This is a genomic window from Acutalibacter caecimuris, assembly GCF_034335085.1.
Taxonomy (GTDB): domain Bacteria; phylum Bacillota; class Clostridia; order Oscillospirales; family Acutalibacteraceae; genus Acutalibacter; species Acutalibacter caecimuris.
In genome coordinates, this window is the sequence record NZ_JAWXXJ010000002.1 from 197,728 (window position 1) to 219,007 (window position 21,280).

The 21,280-nt window shown below is 48.0% G+C and carries 17 protein-coding genes and 1 pseudogene; 16 read left to right on the top strand and 2 right to left on the bottom strand.

The window, feature by feature from the left end:
- Positions 1–107 precede the first annotated feature (107 nt).
- The 5 genes from U8U01_RS02230 (at position 108) to U8U01_RS02250 (ending at position 5,425) form a co-directional block, all read left to right on the top strand.
- A complete protein-coding gene (locus U8U01_RS02230) occupies positions 108–245 on the top strand; it encodes a helix-turn-helix domain-containing protein (protein WP_322169687.1) in 138 nt (45 codons plus the stop codon).
- Positions 246–456: 211 nt separating this feature from the next.
- Positions 457–1,149 carry a response regulator transcription factor gene (locus U8U01_RS02235; protein ID WP_322169690.1) on the top strand — a complete coding sequence of 231 codons (693 nt, stop codon included), beginning with the start codon at positions 457–459 and terminating at the stop codon, positions 1,147–1,149.
- Positions 1,146–2,177: a sensor histidine kinase gene (locus tag U8U01_RS02240; protein WP_322169692.1), complete on the top strand. Its 1,032-nt coding sequence runs from the start codon at positions 1,146–1,148 to the stop codon at positions 2,175–2,177. The genes U8U01_RS02235 and U8U01_RS02240 overlap by 4 nt, the downstream gene beginning before the upstream one ends.
- A gap of 177 nt (positions 2,178–2,354) precedes the next feature.
- Positions 2,355–3,020: an ABC transporter ATP-binding protein gene (locus U8U01_RS02245; RefSeq protein ID WP_007890430.1), complete on the top strand. Its 666-nt coding sequence runs from the start codon at positions 2,355–2,357 to the stop codon at positions 3,018–3,020.
- 14 nt (positions 3,021–3,034) lie between these two features.
- Positions 3,035–5,425, top strand: a complete 2,391-nt coding sequence (locus U8U01_RS02250) for an ABC transporter permease (protein ID WP_178068863.1) — start codon at positions 3,035–3,037, stop codon at positions 5,423–5,425.
- A gap of 225 nt (positions 5,426–5,650) precedes the next feature.
- Here U8U01_RS02250 and U8U01_RS02255 read toward each other — a convergent pair whose 3' ends face one another.
- Complete coding sequence (locus U8U01_RS02255) at positions 5,651–6,691, bottom strand: DUF6076 domain-containing protein (protein ID WP_118392959.1); 1,041 nt, start codon at positions 6,689–6,691, stop codon at positions 5,651–5,653.
- Between the two features lie 302 nt (positions 6,692–6,993).
- Here U8U01_RS02255 and U8U01_RS02260 point away from each other — a divergent pair, with 302 nt between their 5' ends.
- The 11 genes and pseudogenes from U8U01_RS02260 (at position 6,994) to U8U01_RS02310 (ending at position 20,660) form a co-directional block, all read left to right on the top strand.
- Positions 6,994–7,218, top strand: coding sequence for a helix-turn-helix domain-containing protein (locus U8U01_RS02260; protein ID WP_120474617.1), 225 nt, complete (start codon positions 6,994–6,996; stop codon positions 7,216–7,218).
- A 353-nt stretch (positions 7,219–7,571) separates the two neighbouring features.
- Positions 7,572–8,312: a CHC2 zinc finger domain-containing protein gene (locus U8U01_RS02265; RefSeq protein WP_144124320.1), complete on the top strand. Its 741-nt coding sequence runs from the start codon at positions 7,572–7,574 to the stop codon at positions 8,310–8,312.
- The gene (locus tag U8U01_RS02270) at positions 8,197–9,537 is read left to right on the top strand and encodes a virulence-associated E family protein (protein ID WP_118392954.1); all 1,341 of its coding nucleotides are present in this window, start codon (positions 8,197–8,199) and stop codon (positions 9,535–9,537) included. The genes U8U01_RS02265 and U8U01_RS02270 overlap by 116 nt, the downstream gene beginning before the upstream one ends.
- Positions 9,538–9,807: 270 nt before the next feature.
- The gene (locus tag U8U01_RS02275) at positions 9,808–9,993 is read left to right on the top strand and encodes a hypothetical protein (protein ID WP_004849804.1); all 186 of its coding nucleotides are present in this window, start codon (positions 9,808–9,810) and stop codon (positions 9,991–9,993) included.
- Positions 9,994–10,031: 38 nt separating this feature from the next.
- Positions 10,032–10,223: pseudogene (locus U8U01_RS02280) on the top strand (recombinase family protein); the annotation flags it as partial.
- A 364-nt stretch (positions 10,224–10,587) separates the two neighbouring features.
- On the top strand, positions 10,588–13,818 hold the full coding sequence (locus U8U01_RS02285; RefSeq protein WP_322169795.1) for a helicase-related protein: 3,231 nt from the start codon (positions 10,588–10,590) through the stop codon (positions 13,816–13,818).
- Between the two features lie 12 nt (positions 13,819–13,830).
- Positions 13,831–14,478: a DUF4391 domain-containing protein gene (locus U8U01_RS02290; protein ID WP_322169798.1), complete on the top strand. Its 648-nt coding sequence runs from the start codon at positions 13,831–13,833 to the stop codon at positions 14,476–14,478.
- A complete protein-coding gene (locus U8U01_RS02295; protein WP_322169800.1) occupies positions 14,478–15,002 on the top strand; it encodes a DUF6680 family protein in 525 nt (174 codons plus the stop codon). Before U8U01_RS02290 ends, U8U01_RS02295 begins: the two co-directional genes overlap by 1 nt.
- Positions 14,974–16,899 carry a site-specific DNA-methyltransferase gene (locus U8U01_RS02300; RefSeq protein WP_322169803.1) on the top strand — a complete coding sequence of 642 codons (1,926 nt, stop codon included), beginning with the start codon at positions 14,974–14,976 and terminating at the stop codon, positions 16,897–16,899. Before U8U01_RS02295 ends, U8U01_RS02300 begins: the two co-directional genes overlap by 29 nt.
- A gap of 137 nt (positions 16,900–17,036) precedes the next feature.
- The gene (locus U8U01_RS02305; protein WP_322169806.1) at positions 17,037–17,594 is read left to right on the top strand and encodes a HEPN domain-containing protein; all 558 of its coding nucleotides are present in this window, start codon (positions 17,037–17,039) and stop codon (positions 17,592–17,594) included.
- Between the two features lie 6 nt (positions 17,595–17,600).
- Positions 17,601–20,660: a type III restriction-modification system endonuclease gene (locus U8U01_RS02310; RefSeq protein ID WP_322169809.1), complete on the top strand. Its 3,060-nt coding sequence runs from the start codon at positions 17,601–17,603 to the stop codon at positions 20,658–20,660.
- Positions 20,661–20,903: 243 nt separating this feature from the next.
- Here the strand turns inward: U8U01_RS02310 and U8U01_RS02315 are convergent, their stop codons facing one another.
- Positions 20,904–21,236 (bottom strand): plasmid mobilization protein, encoded by a 333-nt coding sequence (locus tag U8U01_RS02315; RefSeq protein WP_322169811.1) that lies wholly within the window; start codon positions 21,234–21,236, stop codon positions 20,904–20,906.
- Positions 21,237–21,280: the final 44 nt, after the last annotated feature.

Below are 21,280 nucleotides of genomic sequence, written 5' to 3' on the forward strand. Positions count from 1 at the left end.
GTTTTATAGGGTGGCTTAGTAAATTGCAAAACAGTAAACCAATGATCGATTGTCCTTGGGCTGTGTTTATGGTATCCTGAGAAAAACTTTAAGGGGAGAAAGCATATATGAACATGGCAAAAACAGGACGCTTAATCACCCAACTGCGGCTGGGCTTAGGGCTGACCCAAGCCCAGTTGGCGCAGCGGCTGGATGTTACCGACAAGGCTGTGTCGAAATGGGAGCGGGGAGTTTCCCATAGTTAAAGATACCACACCAAATATGATGAACCCACGCTTATACACTACCAGCTATAATAAACCGCAAGGACAGCAATTTGATGATACTGCTGTCCTTTCTTTTATAAAATTGCAGTACACATAAAAAAGCTGTAAAATGATAAATATATTTGTCCTTGTAACAATTCTCGGACATTTGCCTGTTATACTATCTGCAAAAAGCAAAGGAAGTGAGGATATGAAGCAGATTTTAATTGTCGAGGACGACAGTTTTTTGAATAAGATGTTAGCCTATAACCTGACCGCAGACGGCTACGGCGTGACTTCTACTCTAAATGCCAGAACCGCAGCCGACGCCATCCGCCAGCGGGAATTTGATTTAGTGCTGTTGGACATTAACCTGCCAGATGGGAACGGTTTTGAGCTGTGCAAGCTGATAAAGCCCCAGCACCCGGACACCATCGTAATATTCCTGACCGCCAACGATCAGGAGAGCGGCCAGATACGGGGCTATGAGGTGGGCGCGGTGGACTACATCACAAAGCCCTTTGTGATCGGGGCCTTGCAGCGAAAAATCAAAGCCATGTTCGCTATGCTGGAACACCACAAACCGGCCAAGGACATTTACGACGACGGGCGGCTGTTTCTGGACTTCTCGGAGCAGACGGCGTCCCTAAACGGCAAGCCCCTGACCCTATCCCCGATGGAGTATAAAATGCTGAACCTGTTCCGCAAAAATCCCCGGCAAGTGCTGACCCGTGGGCAGCTTTTGGAAAAGCTGTGGGATATAGACGAGAGGTTTGTGGACGAACACACCCTGACAACCTCCATCAGCCGGATTCGCAGCAAGATCGAATCCGACGGCGGTGCGCCCTACATCAAGACCGTTTACGGCATGGGCTATCAATGGACGGGAGGCGAGGCAAAATGAAGGTTAAGAACCTCTCGGTAAAGCGGCTGTTTGGCCGGGTGGCAATGGGGCTTGTCCTCTCCATGCCCGGAATCACCATAGCCCTGTTTCTTGTGACAAAACAGATTGCGGTGCTGCTGACGGGCGGGGCGCTGCTGTTGTGCGCCCTTGTGGGGATTTTTGTACTGACGCAGGCGTTTGGAAAGCGGCTGTCGCAGTTTACCGCTGACCTGTGCCAGACTTTAGACCACATGATCGCCGGGAATGAAGCGCCCCAGCGCCCGGAGGACAGCGAAACCCAGCTTGCCAGAATCGGACACCGGCTGGCAAGGCTTTACCAGATCATGCAGGAGAACCGCCGCCGGGTGGACGAGGAACGGCAGGAGTTACAGACCCTTGTATCGGATATTTCCCATCAGGTGAAAACGCCGGTAAGCAATCTGAAAATGGCGACGGACACCCTGCTGGAAAAGCCTATGACCGAGGCAGAGCGCACCGACTTTATCCGGGGAATCCGCAGCCAGACGGATAAACTGGACTTTCTCTTTCAGGCCCTTGTGAAAACCTCCCGGCTGGAAACGGGCGTGATCCAGTTGGATAAGAAATCGGGCCGCCTCTTTGATACCGTGGCGCAGGCCATGAGTGGGATCGTGTATGCAGCGGAGAAAAAGGAAATCGCCGTGTCCGTGGACTGCCCGGAGGATTTGACCGTTTCCCATGACAGCAAGTGGACATCCGAAGCCCTCTTTAACCTGCTGGACAATGCAGTGAAGTACACCCCGGCAGGCGGGAAAATCACGGTGTCTGTGGTGCTGTGGGAAATGTATGTGGAGATCAAAGTGACCGACACCGGCAAGGGCATTTCCGAAAGCAATCAGGCCGCCATCTTCCGGCGCTTTTATCGTGAGGAAGAAGTACACGAACAGCAGGGCGTGGGCATTGGCCTGTATCTGGCCCGCGAGATCGTAACGCGGCAGGGCGGCTATATCAAAGTGTTTTCGGAGCCGGGCAAGGGTTCGGAATTTTCCATTATGCTGCCTACAAAATAGAACGCGGCGGACGGCCATTTCCGGCTGCCCGCCGTAAATTTTTTTGAAATGTCCGAGCATTGTAACATTTCACCCCGATTTTCAATGAAATTTTTTGGCCGCTGTAACATTTCGCGGACATTTGGGTTTTACAATGACCTTATCAACAGGCAGAAAGCCTTGAAAGGAGTTTTGAGTATGAGCGTTTTGCAGACGATTGATCTGAAAAAGTATTACGGCACAGAGCCGAACATCACCCGCGCCCTTGACGGCGTGAACTTCTCCGTGGAGGACGGCGAGTTTGTGGCTGTTGTGGGAACCTCCGGCAGCGGCAAGTCCACCCTGCTTCACATGATGGGCGGGTTAGACACTCCCACCAGCGGAACCGTGATCGTCCGGGGCGAAGAACTGGCAAAGAAGAACGACGAACAGCTCACCATCTTCCGCCGCCGCAACATCGGCTTTATCTTCCAGAATTATAACCTTGTTCCCATCCTGAATGTGTATGAGAACATCGTCCTGCCGGTGGAGCTGGACGGGGACACGGTGGATCAGAAGTTTTTGGACGAGATCGTTCACCTGCTGGGACTGGAAGATAAACTGAAAAATATGCCGAACAATCTTTCCGGCGGCCAGCAACAGCGTGTGGCTATCGCCCGCGCCTTGATTACCAAACCGGCTATTGTGCTGGCCGACGAACCAACCGGCAACCTTGACAGCAAGACCAGCGCCGAGGTGCTGGGACTTATCAAGCGTACCAGTGCGGAGTTCCGGCAAACTGTTGTGATGATTACCCACAATGACGACATAGCCCGTCTTGCAGATCGGATTGTCCGCATTGAGGACGGCAAGATTGTGGAATAAGGAGGTGGCAAGCTATGACATGGCCTTTTGAAAATGATACCAGCGCCATTACAAAGAAGCTGGCAAAGGAGAGTTTGAAAAGCGAGAAGCGCCGGAATTTTATGATAATAATTGCTATTTCACTGGCAGCGTTTTTGATGTCAATGTGTGGAACATTATTTTTTGCTTTTCAGGAATCTCAAAATAATATGGCCACTTTTCAAGCCAGCTATGATAATCTGACAGAGGATAAAATTGAAAAACTTCGTCATCAACCAGAAATCGAAATGGTAGCGTCGCTTTACAATCTGGGAGAAATAAAAATGCCAGAGGGATATTCATTGTATTTGGCATATATGGATGATGCGGCATGCTATATTGCCCGAAATCAATTTACACTAAAAGATGGGACTATGCCATCTAAAGAAAATGAAATTGCAGTTGACCGTGAAATGGTGAACAAATATTTTTCTAATACTGCAATCGGAGATAAAATTTCTTTTCAAATAAACGGAAAATCACAAGATTTTGTGATTTCTGGGATTACGGAAAGCTCGACTGAATCACAGGGCAATTACTCGTGCTATATATCAAAATCGTTTGTAGAAAATAGCTCTAATTATAATCCTGCAAAATACCAAAGCTATGTTTGTTTTGCTGATGCAGATTCAACATCAAAAGAAATTCTAAAAGAAAGAATTGCTTCTATTGGAAAAGAAATTGGTGCTGATTATAGCTTAAGTTTTCTCTTTTTTAGAGAGAATATGGGATTGTCATTTGAAAATATACTAACTTTTGTAAGTTTGTCCGTGTTGGTATTATTTGCAGGTATAACGGTAATCCAAAGTATTTTCAGAATTTCTATCAATGAAAAAATAAGAAATTTCGGACAGTTACGCACTTTAGGTACAACTGCATTACAGATAAAGAAAATGATAAACTATGAAAGTAGATATTTATCATGGCTTGGAATCCCTCCGGGTATTGTTTTGGGTGCGATTGTCGGAACTGTTTTGGGAAGTAATGAATTTTCCAGCGGATTTTCTCCTATCAATATTCCTTTTGTAATGATAGGTGTTTCCATCATTTGCACTCTTATGGTGAAATTATCTGTTCGCAAGCCGCTTAAAATTGCGGCAACTACTTCCCCTATTGAGGCAGTACGATATATAGCTTATCGAAATGCTCCGATGCAATCTCGAAAACATAATAAGAAAATTTCACCTTACTCTTTAGCTCTATTAAATCTTGGACGCGATAAGAAAAAGACAGCCAGTACATTGCTTTCCTTGATATTTGGAGGATTACTCTTATTTATATCTGCATCCGCAGCAGTTAGTAATACGCCAGAGCAATTTGTCCGTGAAAAGTTTTTTGTAAACGGCGGAAGCTTCCGTATATATCTTTCTGAAGAATCAGTTGGAAAAAACGAAACAAATAATCCGCTAAATGAATCTTTGAAAGAAGAACTTTTGAATACTAAAGGAATCCAAAAGATTATACCACTTAGAGATTCGGTAGGAATGTGTCATTATTCTATCAATGGAAATGCTACTGAGGGAATGTGTGATATAATTTCGGTTCAAAGTACAGAAGGTAATTTTAGCTTTGTTGAACAACATTTGATAGATGGACAAATGCCTAAGAACCAGTTTGAAGTTTTATTGACAGATGGATATATGGAACTGGGGATTACAAAAGGGACACCTATAAAGATTACAAATAGTGGAGAGGAAATAGAATGTATTGTTTCCGGTTTCTTTGATAAGAGCTTTGTCGGAACCGAAAACGGTACAGATGCTATTGATCCAGCGAATCTTATAATTACACAAGAACTTGCACAACAACTATTCACAAACACAGAAAATTTTGCTTACTCATGGGAGATCATAACTGATAAAACTTATAATGATGAAATAGAATCAGCCATTCAGCAGAAAATTACCTCTAAAGAAAAGGGGCTTTCTATTTGCAGCTATAATGATGTTGTAGAGTACATGGAATCTTCTATGAACTTATTGTTTGGAAGTTTGCAAATGCTGTCATTACTAATTTTGCTGTTTGGAATAATCAATCTAATCAATATGACGCTCTCTAACCATCAAGCGCGTAAACAGGAAATCAGTACATTACGCTCTGTTGGATTAAGCCTAAAACAATTATATCGTTCTCTCATAACAGAGGGATTGCTATATGTACTTGTTTCATTTGGAATCGTTCTTTTGGTTGGTATTCCCATAGCTATTCCTGTGAGCAAAGCTGTTGGTATTCTATTCGGTATGCCAAATCTCTCATATCAATTTCCAACAATGCAGATAGGTGGATATCTACTAATATTGATTCTTTTACAGTTGATTCTTTCTGTATGGGAAATACGGGATTTGAAAAAGCGTTCATTAACAGAACAAATGCGGGCAATGGAATGACCTTTTGAGATCGGCGGGGCGGCGTATGCTGCCCCGCTTTTTCCGCCATTTCTCAAAAAGATTTTTGAAATGTCCGAGCGTTGTAACAATTCAGCCTGTTTTTCTGTCGAAATCAAAGGCACCTCGGACATTTATAGTTCTTCCAAAAGTTTGATGATAATATTACCATTCATGGAAGAAGCAATCTGTTATTGCAATAATGCGAAATTGACGATAGAAAGTTTTTCATATCTCGGTCAGCTCAACAATTACATTACTCTGCTGATACAGCCAGTCCGCAAATTCTTTCGGGCTGGCTGTTCCTGTTTTTACAGCCTTTTTTCTCTGTAAGGCTTCTTTCTTAAAGTCGGAAAAGGCAGCCTGTATTTTTTCCAGACAGTCAGCCGGAAAGCCTGCGGTATTTTTTACCCGGTTTATTTTGTTGCGCCAGTTCTGGCATTCATTTTTATAAAGCAGGTCATAGTTATTTTCTCTTGCCCTCTCGTCAAATTCCCGCTTGTTTTGAAGCGCCTGTGCTTTGCGGCACTTGTCGCTGCACAGCTCATACCGCTGGCTCTTTGCCAGAAAATATTTCCCGCAGACCTTGCACTGCCGGAAGCAAAGCCCCCAGTCATTCAGCCTGTTCAGATAATAGGTAATCAACGGGTAGAGGGACGCATAGGCAGACACACATTCTTCTGTGCGACGGTTGTCCGGGAACCAGAGGTCAAGCCGGGTATCTTCTGATGGTGCGCCTTTGAAATAAAGGCTGCCAGCTTGAAAATGTTTCGGTTTTCCTGTCTCCCTGTCAAAGCTCATGGCTTCGTTATGGAATACCCCGGTCAGGCTGCTCATTTTATCCATGAAGCGGTCACAGGCAGCGTTACGGTCACGGGGTTCTCTGGAAAGCAGATAGCTGTTCCAGATACGGAACGCCACATACATTTTCAGAGGGTCATTGCTAAGATATTTTCCCCAGAGAAATTCGCTTGCCGCCTGCTCCAGCTCCGGCTGTTTCCATCGGTTGGAGTGGAGGGCTTGCCGCAGTGGAGAAAGCCCGTATAAGTTCCAATCTCTGTCCGTGTCACGCTCAAAGTTTATCAAAAAAGTTCCCAGCGGGCGTGTCATATCACAAAGCACCTCTGTGTTTTGGCTCCCGTTCAGCCGGAAGCGGATCTGCTGTTCTTCCCCAATCAAAATCCGCTCTTTCATTTTCTTCCTGTCCAGCGTCAGGACAAACAAAATCCTCTCAAAACATGGCTCATGTCGTATAAACTGATTCTCCATCCCTATCCCCTGCCTTTGTTTATGGTAATTATATAATTCAGTTATATCCGTTACACTCATGGTATCGCAGAATCATTGTTTTGTCAAGGATAGTACGCTATGATGATTGCAGTTGGTAATTTCGTACCGCACAGTACCTTGACAAGTGAATGACCGTCCAAAAGGGATATGACCGGCAGGAGAAGTGACGCATCCGGCGCACCAATGCAGGGAAACACCGCAGGAATGGGGCAGGAAAACGGCTTTTGGGGAAAACGGCAACAGGAAGCATTTTAACCTATTTGATTTATGGGAGGAACAGAATGAACGATAAAAAGAGATTGAACAGCTACGAGGATTTACCGCTGGTTCTGGATGTGGCGGACATTCAGCAGATTATGGGAATTTCAAGAGCGAGCGCCTATGAGCTGGTACACACACCCGGCTTTCCAGCGTTCCGCAGGGGCAGACTTATCAAGGTCAGCAAAATTGCTTTCTTTGAATGGATGGCAAAAGGCTCCGAAACCGTACCGAGAAGCGACAAATAAGCGTGAGTTATCATTAAGAAACAGAGGGAGAAATTTGAAACATCCCACGATGCGGAGTTACGGCTGTTTTATGCCGCCCGCCGTATTCTGAAAGAAAAACTGGACGGAAAACCCATTGCCCTGAAAGCATGGAAACAGGAATATGCACAGTTAAAAACAGAGTATGCCGAACTGTCTCCGCAGCACAAGCCACTCCGGGAGGAAGTCATACGGCTGCGGCAGGTGCAGAACGCCGTAGATACCGCACTGCGCCGGAGGGAGCAGCCACAGGAAGTACAGAGAAAGAAACATGAGATGGAGCTATGATATAACCGGCAGCTTTACCGCTGCCGGTATTTTTATGGAGGGAGCATTTGAATGTATTTGAAGCGGTGAAACAGTCTGTTACCACCCGGCAGGCTGCTTCATTCTATGGAATCCGGGTGGGGAGAAACGGCATGGTCTGCTGTCCATTCCACAATGACCGCACGCCCAGCATGAAAGTGGACAGCCGCTTTTACTGCTTCGGCTGCGGGGCTTCCGGGGATGTGATCGACTTTGCCGCTTTGCTGCATGGATTGGGGAAACGGGAAGCTGCGGTCAGGCTTGCGAAGGACTTCGGCGTTTCCTATGAGAAACCCGGCAATGCACCGCCAGATAGGAAGCGTCACAACAGGTCACAGCCCCGACAAAAATCAGCGGAGCAGAGATTTCAGGAAACGGAACGGTATTGTTTCCGGGTGCTATGCGATTATCTGCGCCTGCTGGAGCATTGGAAAACAGCATACGCCCCACAGCCGCAGGATGCCATCTGGCATCCTCTTTTTGTGGAAGCGTTGCAGAGGATAAGCTACACAGAATACCTTTTGGATATTTTGTTATACGGAGAAATAGAAGAAAAAGCGGCATTGATCGCCGCACAGGGAAAGGAGGTGCTGCGGCTTGAACAGCGAATTTCAGAGCTTGCCGCCGGAAACGCAGGAAGTGGTCAAAAGGACGATGGACACAATGGAACCGGCGCAAACACCGGCAGAAATCCGGGAAACATTAGAGGGGACGCAGAAAGGCGGCGTGAAGAACAGCATCCGAAACTGCCTGACGGTGTTCCAGCGTGACCCTCTGTTTCGCGGGGCGCTGCGCCTGAACCTTTTGACGGAGCAGATTGACATTGTGAAGCCGCTGGGCTGGGAGCGCACCAGTACCACGCTGACCGACATGGACATAAACTACCTGCTTTTGTATCTGGAAGAAAACTACGGGCTTACCAGCGAGAAAAAGGTGCAGAGCGCCATCAAGATTGTTGCCAATGAAAACCGCTACCATCCAGTCAGGGATTACCTGAACAGCCTGCAATGGGACGGCACAGAGCGCATCCGTTACGCCCTGCATCACTTTCTGGGAGCCGATACGGACGAATACACCTATGAAGCCTTGAAACTGTTCCTGATGGGAGCCATCCGGCGGGTATTCAGACCGGGGAGCAAGTTTGAGGTCATGCTCTGTCTGGTTGGTGGTCAGGGAGCCGGGAAATCTACCTTTTTCCGGCTGCTGGCAGGCAGGGACGAATGGTTTTCAGACGATTTGAAGAAGCTGGACGATGAAAATGTGTACCGCAAGCTGCAAGGGCATTGGATTATCGAGATGTCGGAGATGATCGCCACAGCCAACGCCAAGAGTATTGAGGAAATCAAGTCATTCTTAAGCCGCCAGAAAGAAACCTACAAAGTGCCGTATGAGACACACCCGGCAGACCGGCTGCGGCAATGTGTATTCGGAGGGACGACCAACCGGCAGGACTTTTTACCCCGTGACCGCACCGGCAACCGGCGCTTTCTCCCCGTGACGGTGTACCCGGAACGGGCGGAGGTTCACATACTGGATGATGAAGCGGCGGCGAGGGCGTATATCGAACAGATGTGGGCGGAAGCCATGACGGTTTACCGCAGTGGGAAGTATAAGCTGTCATTCAGCATAGAAATGAACCGATACCTGAACGCCCACCAGCAGGACTTCATGCAGGAGGACACACAAGCTGGCATGATCTACGCCTATTTGGAGGACTACACCGGTGACAGGGTATGCTCCAAACAGCTTTATGAGGAAGCGCTGGGGAACTTAAATTCCCCGGCAGACTGGGAGACACGGGCAATCTGCGAGATTATGAATACTGGCATTGCGGGCGGCATCATACAGGGCTGGGCAGCCTACAAAAGCCCGAAGCGGTATAAGAAATACGGTTCTCAAAAAGGCTGGGAGCGTGTCAACCAAGCCCCGCCGGAGGGGGACGGTTTTAAGGAAATCACGGAAGAAGAAGCCCGGCAAATGGAACTGCCATTCTGAAAAGCCGCCGGTTAACAGTTTGGTTGACGCTTCGGTTGACAGCCGGTTGACGGGGAAAAGCCTGATATTTGGGGCATTTCTCTCCTTTGTCAACCATGTCAACCAAGAAATCAAAGAAAAAGTAAAAAGTAATCATAGAGCGCCTATGGATTGTTTTCAAAGTCTTTTCTGCCGGTTGACACGGTTCGGTTGACATGGAGACAGTCTGCGGCTGTACACCTGCCTGACATTCCCTTGTCGGGCATATTTCATTTATGGAGGTAACTGCCTATGGCAAAAAGCAAAAACGAGAGCAATAACAAAAACAGCGGCACCCTGCTTACCGAAAAAGACGGCACCCAGTATTTTGTCATGGGGAAAGTCCGTATCAAGGTATCGGAGCATTTCGCACAGGATGGGAAGCCGCTTGACAGCCTGCTGGAAGATGTGATCCAGCACGCTGCCGCCGCTTCCTGAAAAAATACGGAATAACGACTGTCAATCAGCCCACGCTTATGATATACTTGTACCAGCGAGTATTGTATAAGCGTGGGTTGTTTCTTTTAGAAGGAGGATTTTTAACCGTGAAACAACCATACAATACAACGATTTATAACACCGCACTTTATTTGAGATTGAGCCGTGACGATGAATTGCAGGGAGAAAGCGGCAGCATCCAGACCCAAGAGAACATTTGTCAAGGATATTTTCACCGTAGTTAACAAATCTTCGCACACGACGCTATGGGCTTACTACAAAATGGGCTGACATATGAATACTGAATAAAATGCAGACAAAAAATAACCACGAACAAATTGGCTTATATAAGGGGCAGAGGACAGCATCCACAGGGTGCTGTCCTCTGATTAATATCTGAGCGTTCTTAGTTTCTGCCCTTTCTGTCGGTTATGGCAAAATTTCTTGGAACTTTAGGGAAAGAGGAATTGTTTTCCGGAGATGGGTAGTGTATAATATAATCTGTATAGGCGTAGCCTCTATGGTGTACCCATACCAAAACATGAGTTGAGCAAAAAAGGATAAGCTATAACGATTGGAAAGGGACAGCTTGTGATGAAAATATTTGACAATATCACAGATATCGTCCGGGATGACTTGAAAGAAACGATACAGCGTGGCAGCAAGGTTTCCATAGCGGCCGCTTGCTTTTCCATGTATGCATACAAAGAGTTGAAACATCAGTTGGAACAGGTAGAAGAATTCCGTTTTATCTTTACTTCCCCGACCTTCGTTCAAGAGCGGGCCGAAAAGCAAAGACGGGAGTTCTATATTCCAAGACTTAGCAGAGAAACCAGCCTATATGGTACAGAATTTGAAATCAAGCTGCGCAATGAAATGACCCAACGGGCTGTTGCCAGAGAGTGTGCTGACTGGATCAGGCGTAAAGCTATCTTTAAATCCAATGTCACTGGGGAAAACATGGGCGGATTTATGACAGTCGATTCTCCTGTGGAGCAGACCGCCTATATGCCGTTGAATGGCTTTACAACAGTGGATATCGGCTGTGAACGCGGCAATAACAGCTACAACATGGTCAACCGGATGGAGGCACCGTTCTCCACCCAGTATATGCAGCTGTTTGAAACGCTTTGGAGTGATCACGAGAAGATGCAGGATGTGACCGAAATGATTATCTCCAACATCAGTACAGCCTATAACGAGAATTCGCCGGAGTTTATCTACTTCATGACCCTATACCATGTTTTCAGCGAATTTCTGAACGATATTTCTGAGGATGTCCTGCCCAATGAGGCAACCGGATTCAAGCAGAGCAAGATCTGGAGTATGCTCTATGATTTTCAGCGGGATGCTGTTCTTGCCATTATCAACAAGCTGGAGCAGTACAACGGCTGTATCTTGGCTGACAGCGTTGGTTTGGGCAAAACTTTTACCGCCCTTGCCGTTATTAAATATTATGAAAACAGGAACAAATCCGTACTTGTCCTCTGCCCCAAAAAACTGGCAGAAAACTGGAATACCTACAAAGACAACTATGTCAATAATCCCATTGCCGCCGACCGACTGAATTATGATGTGCTGTTTCATACAGACTTGTCCCGCTCCGGCGGTACATCCAACGGGCTTGACCTTGATCGGCTGAACTGGGGCAATTATGACCTTGTTGTGATTGACGAATCCCACAATTTTCGTAATGGCGCTGGAACCCATGCCAATACGCAGGAGAACCGCTACATAAGGCTGATGGACAGAGTGATTCGTGCGGGCGTTCGGACTAAGGTGCTGATGCTGTCCGCAACGCCGGTCAATAACCGCTTTACCGACCTTAAAAACCAGCTTGCCATCGCCTATGAAGGAAATCCGGACTTCATCAATGAGGCGCTGGACACAAAAAAGCCCATTGACGAAATTTTCCGGCAAGCTCAGAAATCGTTCAATGCCTGGAGCAAACTCGACCCGGATGTGCGTACTACCGATGCCCTGCTCCGCACGTTGGACTTTGATTTCTTTGAACTGCTGGACAGTGTGACGATTGCCCGCTCCCGGCGGCACATCGAAAAGTATTACGATACGGCGGCGATTGGACAATTCCCGGAGCGGCTGAAACCGATTTCCCTGCGTCCCAGTATGACCGACCTGTCCAGTGCCATCAACTACAACCAGATATTTGAGCTGCTGACCCAGTTGAGTTTGTGTATCTATACGCCGTCAAACTACATCTTTCCAAGCAAGATTGCCAAGTATATCGACCTGACTCACAACAAGGGCAACAACCTTACTCAGCAAGGGCGTGAACAAGGTATCCGGCGGCTGATGAGCATCAATCTCTTAAAGCGGCTGGAAAGCTCTGTGTACTCCTTCAACCTGACGCTTACGCGAATCCTTGACCTGATCACTGGCACAATCAAAGCCATTGATGACTATGAAAAATACGGTCAGGCTGACATTGATATGATCGAAGCGTCCGAAGATGACTTTGATATGGAGGACGGCAGTACCGATTACTTCACTGTAGGCAAAAAGGTGAAAATCGATCTGGCTGATATGGACTATAAGACCTGGCGTGCAGAACTGCAACAGGATGCGGAAAATCTTGAACTGCTGACATTGATGATAGCCGACATTACGCCGGAACATGACCTGAAGCTCCAGAACCTTCTGCATTTACTGGACGAAAAAATGCGTACTCCCATCAACGTGGGTAACAAGAAGGTGCTGATCTTCTCGGCGTTTTCCGATACGGCGGAGTATCTGTATGACCAAGTAGCCGGATATGTCAAAGAGAAGTACGGTTTGGACACGGCGGTCATAACCGGAAGTATTGACGGACGCACCACCATCAAGGGACTGAAAGCTACCCTGAACAATGTGCTGACCTGCTTCTCTCCCATCTCCAAGGGGCGGGACGTACTGATGCCAGGCAGTACAAAGGAGATCGATATTCTGATCGCCACTGACTGTATCTCCGAGGGCCAGAACTTGCAGGACTGCGATTATCTGGTCAACTATGACATCCACTGGAACCCAGTGCGTATTATCCAGCGGTTCGGACGCATTGACCGCATCGGCAGCAGAAACAAGGTGATCCAGCTGGTGAATTTCTGGCCGGATATGACGCTGGACGAATACATCAACCTGAAATCCCGTGTGGAGACCCGGATGAAAATTTCCGTTATGACCTCCACCGGTGATGACGATTTGATCAACCCGGAAGAAAAAGGAGATCTGGAATACCGCAAGCAGCAGTTGAAACGGCTCCAGGAGGAAGTGGTGGATATGGAGGATATGTCCACCGGCATCTCCATCATGGACCTGGGGCTGAACGAGTTCCGGCTGGATTTGCTGGACTACATCAAGACCCACGGCGACCTGGCGAAAAAACCAAAGGGGCTTCATGCCGTCGTACCTGCAACCGAAGAAAACCCGGAGGGCGTGATCTTTGTCCTACGGAATATCAACAACAGCGTCAATATCGACAATCAGAACCGCATCCATCCTTTTTACATGGTCTATATCAGCTTAGACGGCGAGGTGGTCTGCGACTACCTGAACCCGAAGAAGCTGCTGGACACCATTCGACTGCTGTGCCGGGGCAAGTCGGAACCGCTCATGCCGCTGTGCGCAAAATTCAACGTGGAAACGGATGATGGCAGGAACATGAAGGATGTGTCGCAGCTTCTTTCCGACGCGATCAACTCTATTATGGATGTGAAGGAAGAAAGCGACATTGACAGTCTGTTCTCCGCTGGTGGCACTTCTGCGCTGATGAATGCGGTATCCGGGCTGGATGATTTTGAACTGATCTGCTTCCTAGCGGTCAAATAAGGAGGTTCGTCCATGCTTGGTCTGCCTAAAAGCACCGAATTTAACCGGCGCATCCCAAAGCAGAAGTTTTACGAAAACCTTACCATTTCCTCAGCGCTGAAGCGTATCTTTGTGGAACAGATCAGGGTGATTTGGTGGCGGAACAAGATTGCTCCCGCCACAATGAACCTTGCCGCCGGGGAGGCAGTTACGGAAATCGAGGTGTTCGAGGTCTGCCTGTCCGCGCCCCAGCTGGACGAGGCTGTTCTGCGGCAGATTGACAAGGAGATACCCTACCATATCCTGTTTTTGCTGGAGTATGAGGGCAAATATCAGGCGTGGACGGCCTATAAAGAGGCGGCGGGCAGCGGATCAAACGCGTTCAAGATTGGGACCTACTACCATACCGATTGGATGGAGGAATCCGCCCTGCCCCTTAAATTGGACGGCCTGAATACCGATAAAGTATATGAAAACTTTGTTCGGCAGATTGCCGGGGAAACCCTTTCCGGGGCAGACGAAACGCTGAAAGAGTCCGTGGAGCGGGACAAACGCAGACAGGAACTGCAAAAGCAGATTGCAATCCTGCAAGTGAAGGTGCGTCGGGAAAAGCAGCTGAATAAGCAGGTGCAGTTGAATGCTGAATTGAAACGATTGAAAAAAGAGTTGGAGGAATTGTGATGGACTTTTCAGATTATATCAATATAGCTGCCATTATTTTAGCCCCCATTGTTTCTGTGATTATCGGGCAAAAATTGCAGGATAGGGCAAGAAAACGTGATGACAAAATGCAGATTTTCAAAATTTTGATGGCGAGTCGAATTTATGGCTGGACAAATGCAAGTGTCGAGGCGTTGAATCTAATCGAAGTTGTGTTCGCAAAGGATAAAAAAGTCATTGCGCAGTGGAAAAAATATTATGATGTTCTTTCTGTTGAAAAACCCGATGCGGCTCAGCGTGAAAAGATGATAAAGGAAAGAGAGACTTTGTTAGAAGTCATAGCTGTTTCGTTGGGATATAAGGATAATGTCACATTAAGAACCATACAAAATTCTTATCAGCCCGTTGGATTAGCTGATATGCTGAAAAAGCAGGAGCGATATCAAGATAATCAACTTGAGCTTATGGAAAGATTCATGTCTTTAATTCCAAAAACTAACACGGAGGAAGGACAAAATGGACAAGCTGAAAATGGAAACCCCTGACCTGTCTCAAGCCAACATCGAAAAACTTGCCGCTCTGTTCCCCGCCTGCGTGACCGAGGCCCAGGGCGAGGACGGCAAGCTGAAAAAGGCGGTCAACTTTGACCTGTTGCGGCAACTGCTGTCTGATGTGGTACTGAAGGGCGACGAGGCCTATGAGTTCACCTGGGTGGGCAAAAAGGCCGCTATCGTGGAGGCCAACCGGCCCATTCGCAAGACCCTGCGGCCCTGTCCGGCGGAGAGCGTGGACTGGGACACCACCGAAAACCTCTATATTGAGGGCGACAACCTGGAAGTGCTGAAACTCTTGCAGGAGAGCTATCTGGGCAAGGTGAAGATGATTTACATTGACCCGCCCTACAATACCGGAAATGACTTCATCTATCGGGACGATTTTGCCATGAGCGGCGAGGAATACAGCGAAGAGAGCGGTCAGGTGGACGAGAACGGCGACCGGTTGTTTAAAAATACCGACAGCAACGGACGGTTTCATTCCGATTGGTGCAGTATGATTTATTCCCGGTTGATGTTGGCGAGAAATTTGTTGAGTGATGATGGAGTTATCGCCATTTCTATTGATGACAATGAAATAGATAATTTAAGTGAAATATGCAATGAAGTTTTTGGCGAAGAAAACTTTATTGCGAAAATTGTTGTGCAAAATAATCCGAGAGGTCGTCAATCGGACCGCTTTGTTGCCACTGTACATGAATATCTCTTGTGCTATGCAAGAAAATCGGCATTATGCGCAATTAACGGAATGCCACTAACTGATGAGCAAAAGGCAGAGTATTGCCATTCTGATGAGATAGGAGCATATAGGTTGCTTGGCCTCCGTCAAAGAGGTGTAGCATCATTACGAGAAGATAGGCCTGATATGTTCTTCCCCATATATGTAAATCCTCAAACAAATGAGATTTCTCTCAATGAACAGGAAGGATGGATTTCTGTATTCCCTCAAAAATCGGATGGAAGAGATGGAAGGTGGATGTGGGGAAAGCAAAAATGCTCGGCTGATATTTTGCGATTGGTTCCACGCTTGATTGAACGCAGAAATGAATTTGATATTTTTGTGAAAGATTACTTGGTAAGAGAATCTGGACAACGCACACGGAAGTATAAGTCTATCTGGGATGATAAGTCCATTAACAACCAGGTCGGCACTCAAGAGGTGAAAAAATTGTTGGAGGGCGACTATATGTCGTTCCCAAAATCAAGGGCGTACATCCAAATGATTTGCCAAATGCTCGTTTCGGCTTCTGAAATAGTTCTCGACTTCTTCTCCGGCTCCGCTACTACCGCCCACGCCGTGATGCAGTTGAACGCCGAGGACGGAGGGCATCGCAAATTCATTATGGTGCAGTTGCCCGAACCCTGTGACGAAAAGAGCGAGGCATACAAGGCGGGATACCAAAACATTTGCGAAATCGGCAAAGAGCGCATCCGCCAGGCCGCAAAGAAAATCGCCGCCGACAACCCCGGCAAGCCCTTTGACGGCGGCTTCCGTGTGTTCAAGCTGGACGACACCAACATGACCGATGTGTACTACTCCGCCGGGGAGTATGGACAAAATATGCTTGACCAGCTGGTGAGCAACATCAAGCCTGACCGCACCGACTTGGACCTGCTGTTTGGCTGTCTGCTGGAGTGGGGCCTGCCCCTATCCATGCCCTACACATCCGAAAAAATTGAGGACTGCACCGTCCACACCTACAACGACGGCGACCTGATTGCCTGCTTTGACGAGAATATCCCCGACACCGTTATCAAGGAGATCGCCAAGCGTCAGCCCCTCCGGGCGGTGTTCCGGGACAGCAGCTTTGCCGACAGCCCCGCCAAGATCAATGTGGGCGAGATTTTCAAAATGCTGGCTCCGGATACCAGGGTGAAGGTTTTGTAATTGGTCAGAAGTGTCTGACTGATTAAAAATCCGAAGCAGTGTTTCGGAAAATAGCAGGCGGAGGATAGTCAGGCCCTTGGAACATCGGCAGATGGAGCAAAAGTCCCTGATGCCCTCAGCCAAGGGAAGGTGATTTGATGAGCACTGATTTTATCGTTTATGAAGCGAAAGCGTTCTATAATGCGTACATAGGTTTGGAACAGCTGAACCGAGAAGTTGAAGACAAAATGTTGCTGTGGATTCCTATGCTTGTCAATGGAGCGTTTTCTATTGAAATTACTCTCAAAGCAATCCTCTTTAAGAGAGGCATTGAATATGGCAAAGAGCACAATTTGCTCATTCTGTTTGAAATGCTGCCAAAATCAATTCAAGATGAAATCTGGAGTCATTTGGCTGAAAAAGCACCAGAATATGCAGATCCAAAGCGCCGAACAGATGAACTTATTCTCATTTCCAATGCATTTGTTGACTACCGTTATGTTTTTGAAGGTAAAGTTGTTCCAGCTTTTGATATGCGTTTCCTTTCTGCGTTTGCTAATGCGGCAATTTGTACTATGTTTTCTCTTGGGTATAATTTGTTTTTGATTCCCTGCACAAGCGAAAAAACGGATCAGGAAATTGACAGCATGATTGAAAGCAATAGAGCAGAATCTATTCAAGCAATACAAGCTCACATTGAGAAAAAAAGGAGGTGAATGTTCATGCGACTTCAATACCGACACCAGAAATTCCAGGCCGACGCGGCCAGGGCCGTTGTGGATGTCTTTGCCGGACAGCCCTATCTGACCCCCACCTATATGATGGACCGAGGCAGCGGCAACTATCAGATCGGTGTCAATGAAGAACGGGACTTCACCGGATTCAGCAACCAGAGGATCGTGCCGGAGCTGTCCGACCAGCGGATTCTGGAGCAGCTGAACAAAATCCAGCGCGCCAACCAGATCAAGCCGTCGGACAAGCTGGAGGGACGGGCCAACGGCTACAACCTCACCATTGAGATGGAGACCGGTGTGGGCAAGACCTACACCTACATCAAGACCATGTTCGAGCTGAACAAGCACTACGGCTGGAGCAAATTTATTGTTGTCGTTCCCAGCGTAGCTATCCGAGAGGGCGTGTATAAGTCCTTTGAGATGACCCAGGAGCATTTTGCCGAGGAATATGGGAAGAAGATACGCTTTTTTATATACAACTCCGCCCAACTGACGGAGATCGACCGCTTTGCGTCGGACAGCTCCATCAATGTGATGATTATCAATTCCCAGGCGTTCAATGCAAAAGGCAAGGATGCCCGCCGGATTTACATGAAGCTGGATGAATTTCGTTCCCGCCGGCCCATTGATATTATCGCTAAAACTAACCCAATTTTGATCATTGACGAGCCCCAGTCGGTGGAGGGCAAACAGACCAGAGAACGGTTGAAGGAATTCCACCCGCTTCTGACCCTGCGCTACTCCGCCACCCACAAAAGCGACAGCATCTACAATATGGTGTTCCGTCTGGATGCTATGGAGGCTTACAACCGGCGGCTGGTCAAGAAGATTGCCGTAAAGGGTATCACCGAAAGCGGCAGCACCGCTACCGACAGCTACCTCTATCTGGAAAGCATCAATCTCTCCAAAAGCGACCCCACCGCCACCTTGCAGTTCGAGGTAAAGATGGCCAGTGGAGCTCCAAAGAAAAAGAGCCGCATCGTCAAAATTGGAGACAACCTTTACGACTACTCCGGCGGACTGGAGGAATACAGAAACGGATTTGTGGTCAAGCAGATCGACGGGCGGGACGACTCGGTGGAGTTTGTCAACGGCATCAAAATTTTTGCCGGAGATGTGATTGGAGCAGTAGACGAAGATCAGCTGCGGCGCATCCAGATACGGGAAACCATCCTCTCCCACATCCAGCGGGAGCGCCAGCTATTTTACAAGGGCATCAAAGTCCTCTCGCTGTTCTTCATTGACGAAGTGGCAAACTACCGGGAATATGATGCGGCTGGCCAGCCAGTCAACGGAAAATATGCCGCCATATTTGAGGAGGAGTACGAGGACATTATTGGAAGTATGCAGCTTGCCATTGGCGACGATGAGTATCTCAGGTACTTGCAGGCTATCTCAGCATCAAAGACCCACGCCGGTTATTTTTCGGTGGACGGCAAAGGCAAAATGGTCAACTCCAAGGTTGGCCGTAAAGAAACGACCTCTGATGATGTGAGTGCCTATGAGCTGATTATGAAGAACAAGGAGTTGCTGTTGGACCGCGACCCGGTTCGCTCCCCGGTGCGGTTCATCTTCTCCCACTCCGCCCTGCGGGAGGGCTGGGACAACCCGAATGTATTCCAGATCTGCACCTTGAAGCAAAGCGGCAGCGATGTCCGCAAGCGGCAGGAGGTGGGGCGCGGCCTGCGCCTGTGCGTCAACCAGAACGGCGAGCGAATGGATACCAATGTCCTTGGCAACGATGTGCATAACATCAACATTCTCACTGTCATTGCCAGTGAAAGCTACGACTCTTTCGCCAAGGGGCTGCAAACGGAGATGGCCGAAGCGGTCGCCGACCGTCCCCGCGCTGTAACAGTGGAATTGTTCGTCGGTAAGGTTATCAAAGACGAGCATGGCAATGAGCAGGTCATCGACCAAGCCACGTCCTCCGCCATCCACTTCGATATGATCGTCAATGGTTATATCGACCGCAAGGGCGCACTGACTGACAAATATTATGAAGATAAGGCAAACGGTGAACTCAAAGTAGCGGAAGAAGTCGCAGGCTCCGCCGCCTCAGTGCTTGCGATCATTGATTCCATTTATGACGAGCGCAGTATGCAGCCGGAAAACGCCCGCAGCAACAATGTAGAGCTGCAGGTGGATGAGGACAAATTGGCTATGCCGGAATTTAAGGCACTGTGGTCAAAAATCAACGCCAAATCTGTCTATATTGTAGATTTTGATACGGAGGAACTGATCCAAAAAGCTATTGCCGCCTTGGACAGCAAGTTGCGCGTCTCCAGAATTCACTTTCAGGTAGAGACCGGGGCAATGACGGCAATCCAATCCAAAGAAGAACTGCTTTCCGGTGCATCCTTTGTGAAAGAAGAATCCGCCAGCTACAGTGTGACTATGACGGCAAATTCCAATGTGAAGTATGATTTGATTGGAAAGCTGGTTGATGAAACCGGGCTGACCCGCAAAGCCCTTGTTGCCATTCTAAAGGGCATCCAGTCTACTGTATTCAGTCAGTTTAAGGATAACCCGGAGGAGTTTATCGTCAAAGCCGCAGCTCTCATCAACGACGAGAAAGCAACAGCGGTTATTGAGCATATCACCTATGATGTTCTGGATGACCACTATGGCGCAGATGTCTTTACCGATCCGACAATCAAAGGCAGGCTTGGATTCAACGCAATGAAAGCAAAAAAACATCTGTATGACCATATCGTTTATGACTCCACCGGAGAACGGGATTTTGCCGCCGAACTTGATACGAATACTAATGTGGCGGTCTATGTGAAGCTGCCGGACGGGTTTTATATCGCAACGCCGGTGGGCCATTATAACCCGGACTGGGCCATTGCTTTCTATGAGGGAAGTGTCAAACACATTTACTTTGTGGCGGAAACAAAAGGCTCTATGCGTTCTATGCAATTGCGGTTGATTGAGCAATCCAAAATCCACTGCGCAAGAGAACACTTCAAAGCCATTTCCGGCGATGGAGTAGTTTACGATGTGGTGGATAGCTACAGAACTCTGCTGGAAAAGGTTATGCGGTGACAGTTTCGCTACTTCGCGAGCAGTGCATTTGTTCCCACAAATGCTCAAAATGGACTTCCAGCGGTCACGCTGGAAGTCCATTTTTGCTCGTTGGGGCCGTACCCCAAACCCTGTGAACAGCCCCGTTGCCGGGGCTGGCTGCGCGTTCGTTTCACGAACGCTATTGTTCCTGCGACCCAGGAAAAGACGGAGCCTGCGCGCCCCTACAAAGTGGAAAAGCGGCAATCCCAATTCTCGCCACCATCATCGGATTGCGGCAAGACAGGTAAGGGATTGTCCGGACAATTCCCAAATCTCGTCCAGACGCTTCTGCAAATCCTCAATGTCCGCAGCATAGATGCTCCCGGTTTCGTTCGCCCGCTTAGCGTACTGGTTCAGATTATCGGAGCATCGCCGGAGCATGACAGTAAGCTGGCGCACATCCTGCAAGTCCAGCCTGATGCAGATTCCGTCCAGCGCCATCTTGCGGACATAGGCACTCATATTCAGAACGCCAGCGTCCTCCATTTTGAGTTTTATCCGCTCCTTGTCCTCCGGCGAGATGCGGATCTTCAATTCTTCGGTCCGTTTGCTCATTGCTTTTGAGTTCCTCCCCTCGCAAATCAAATCAGCTAATTTTG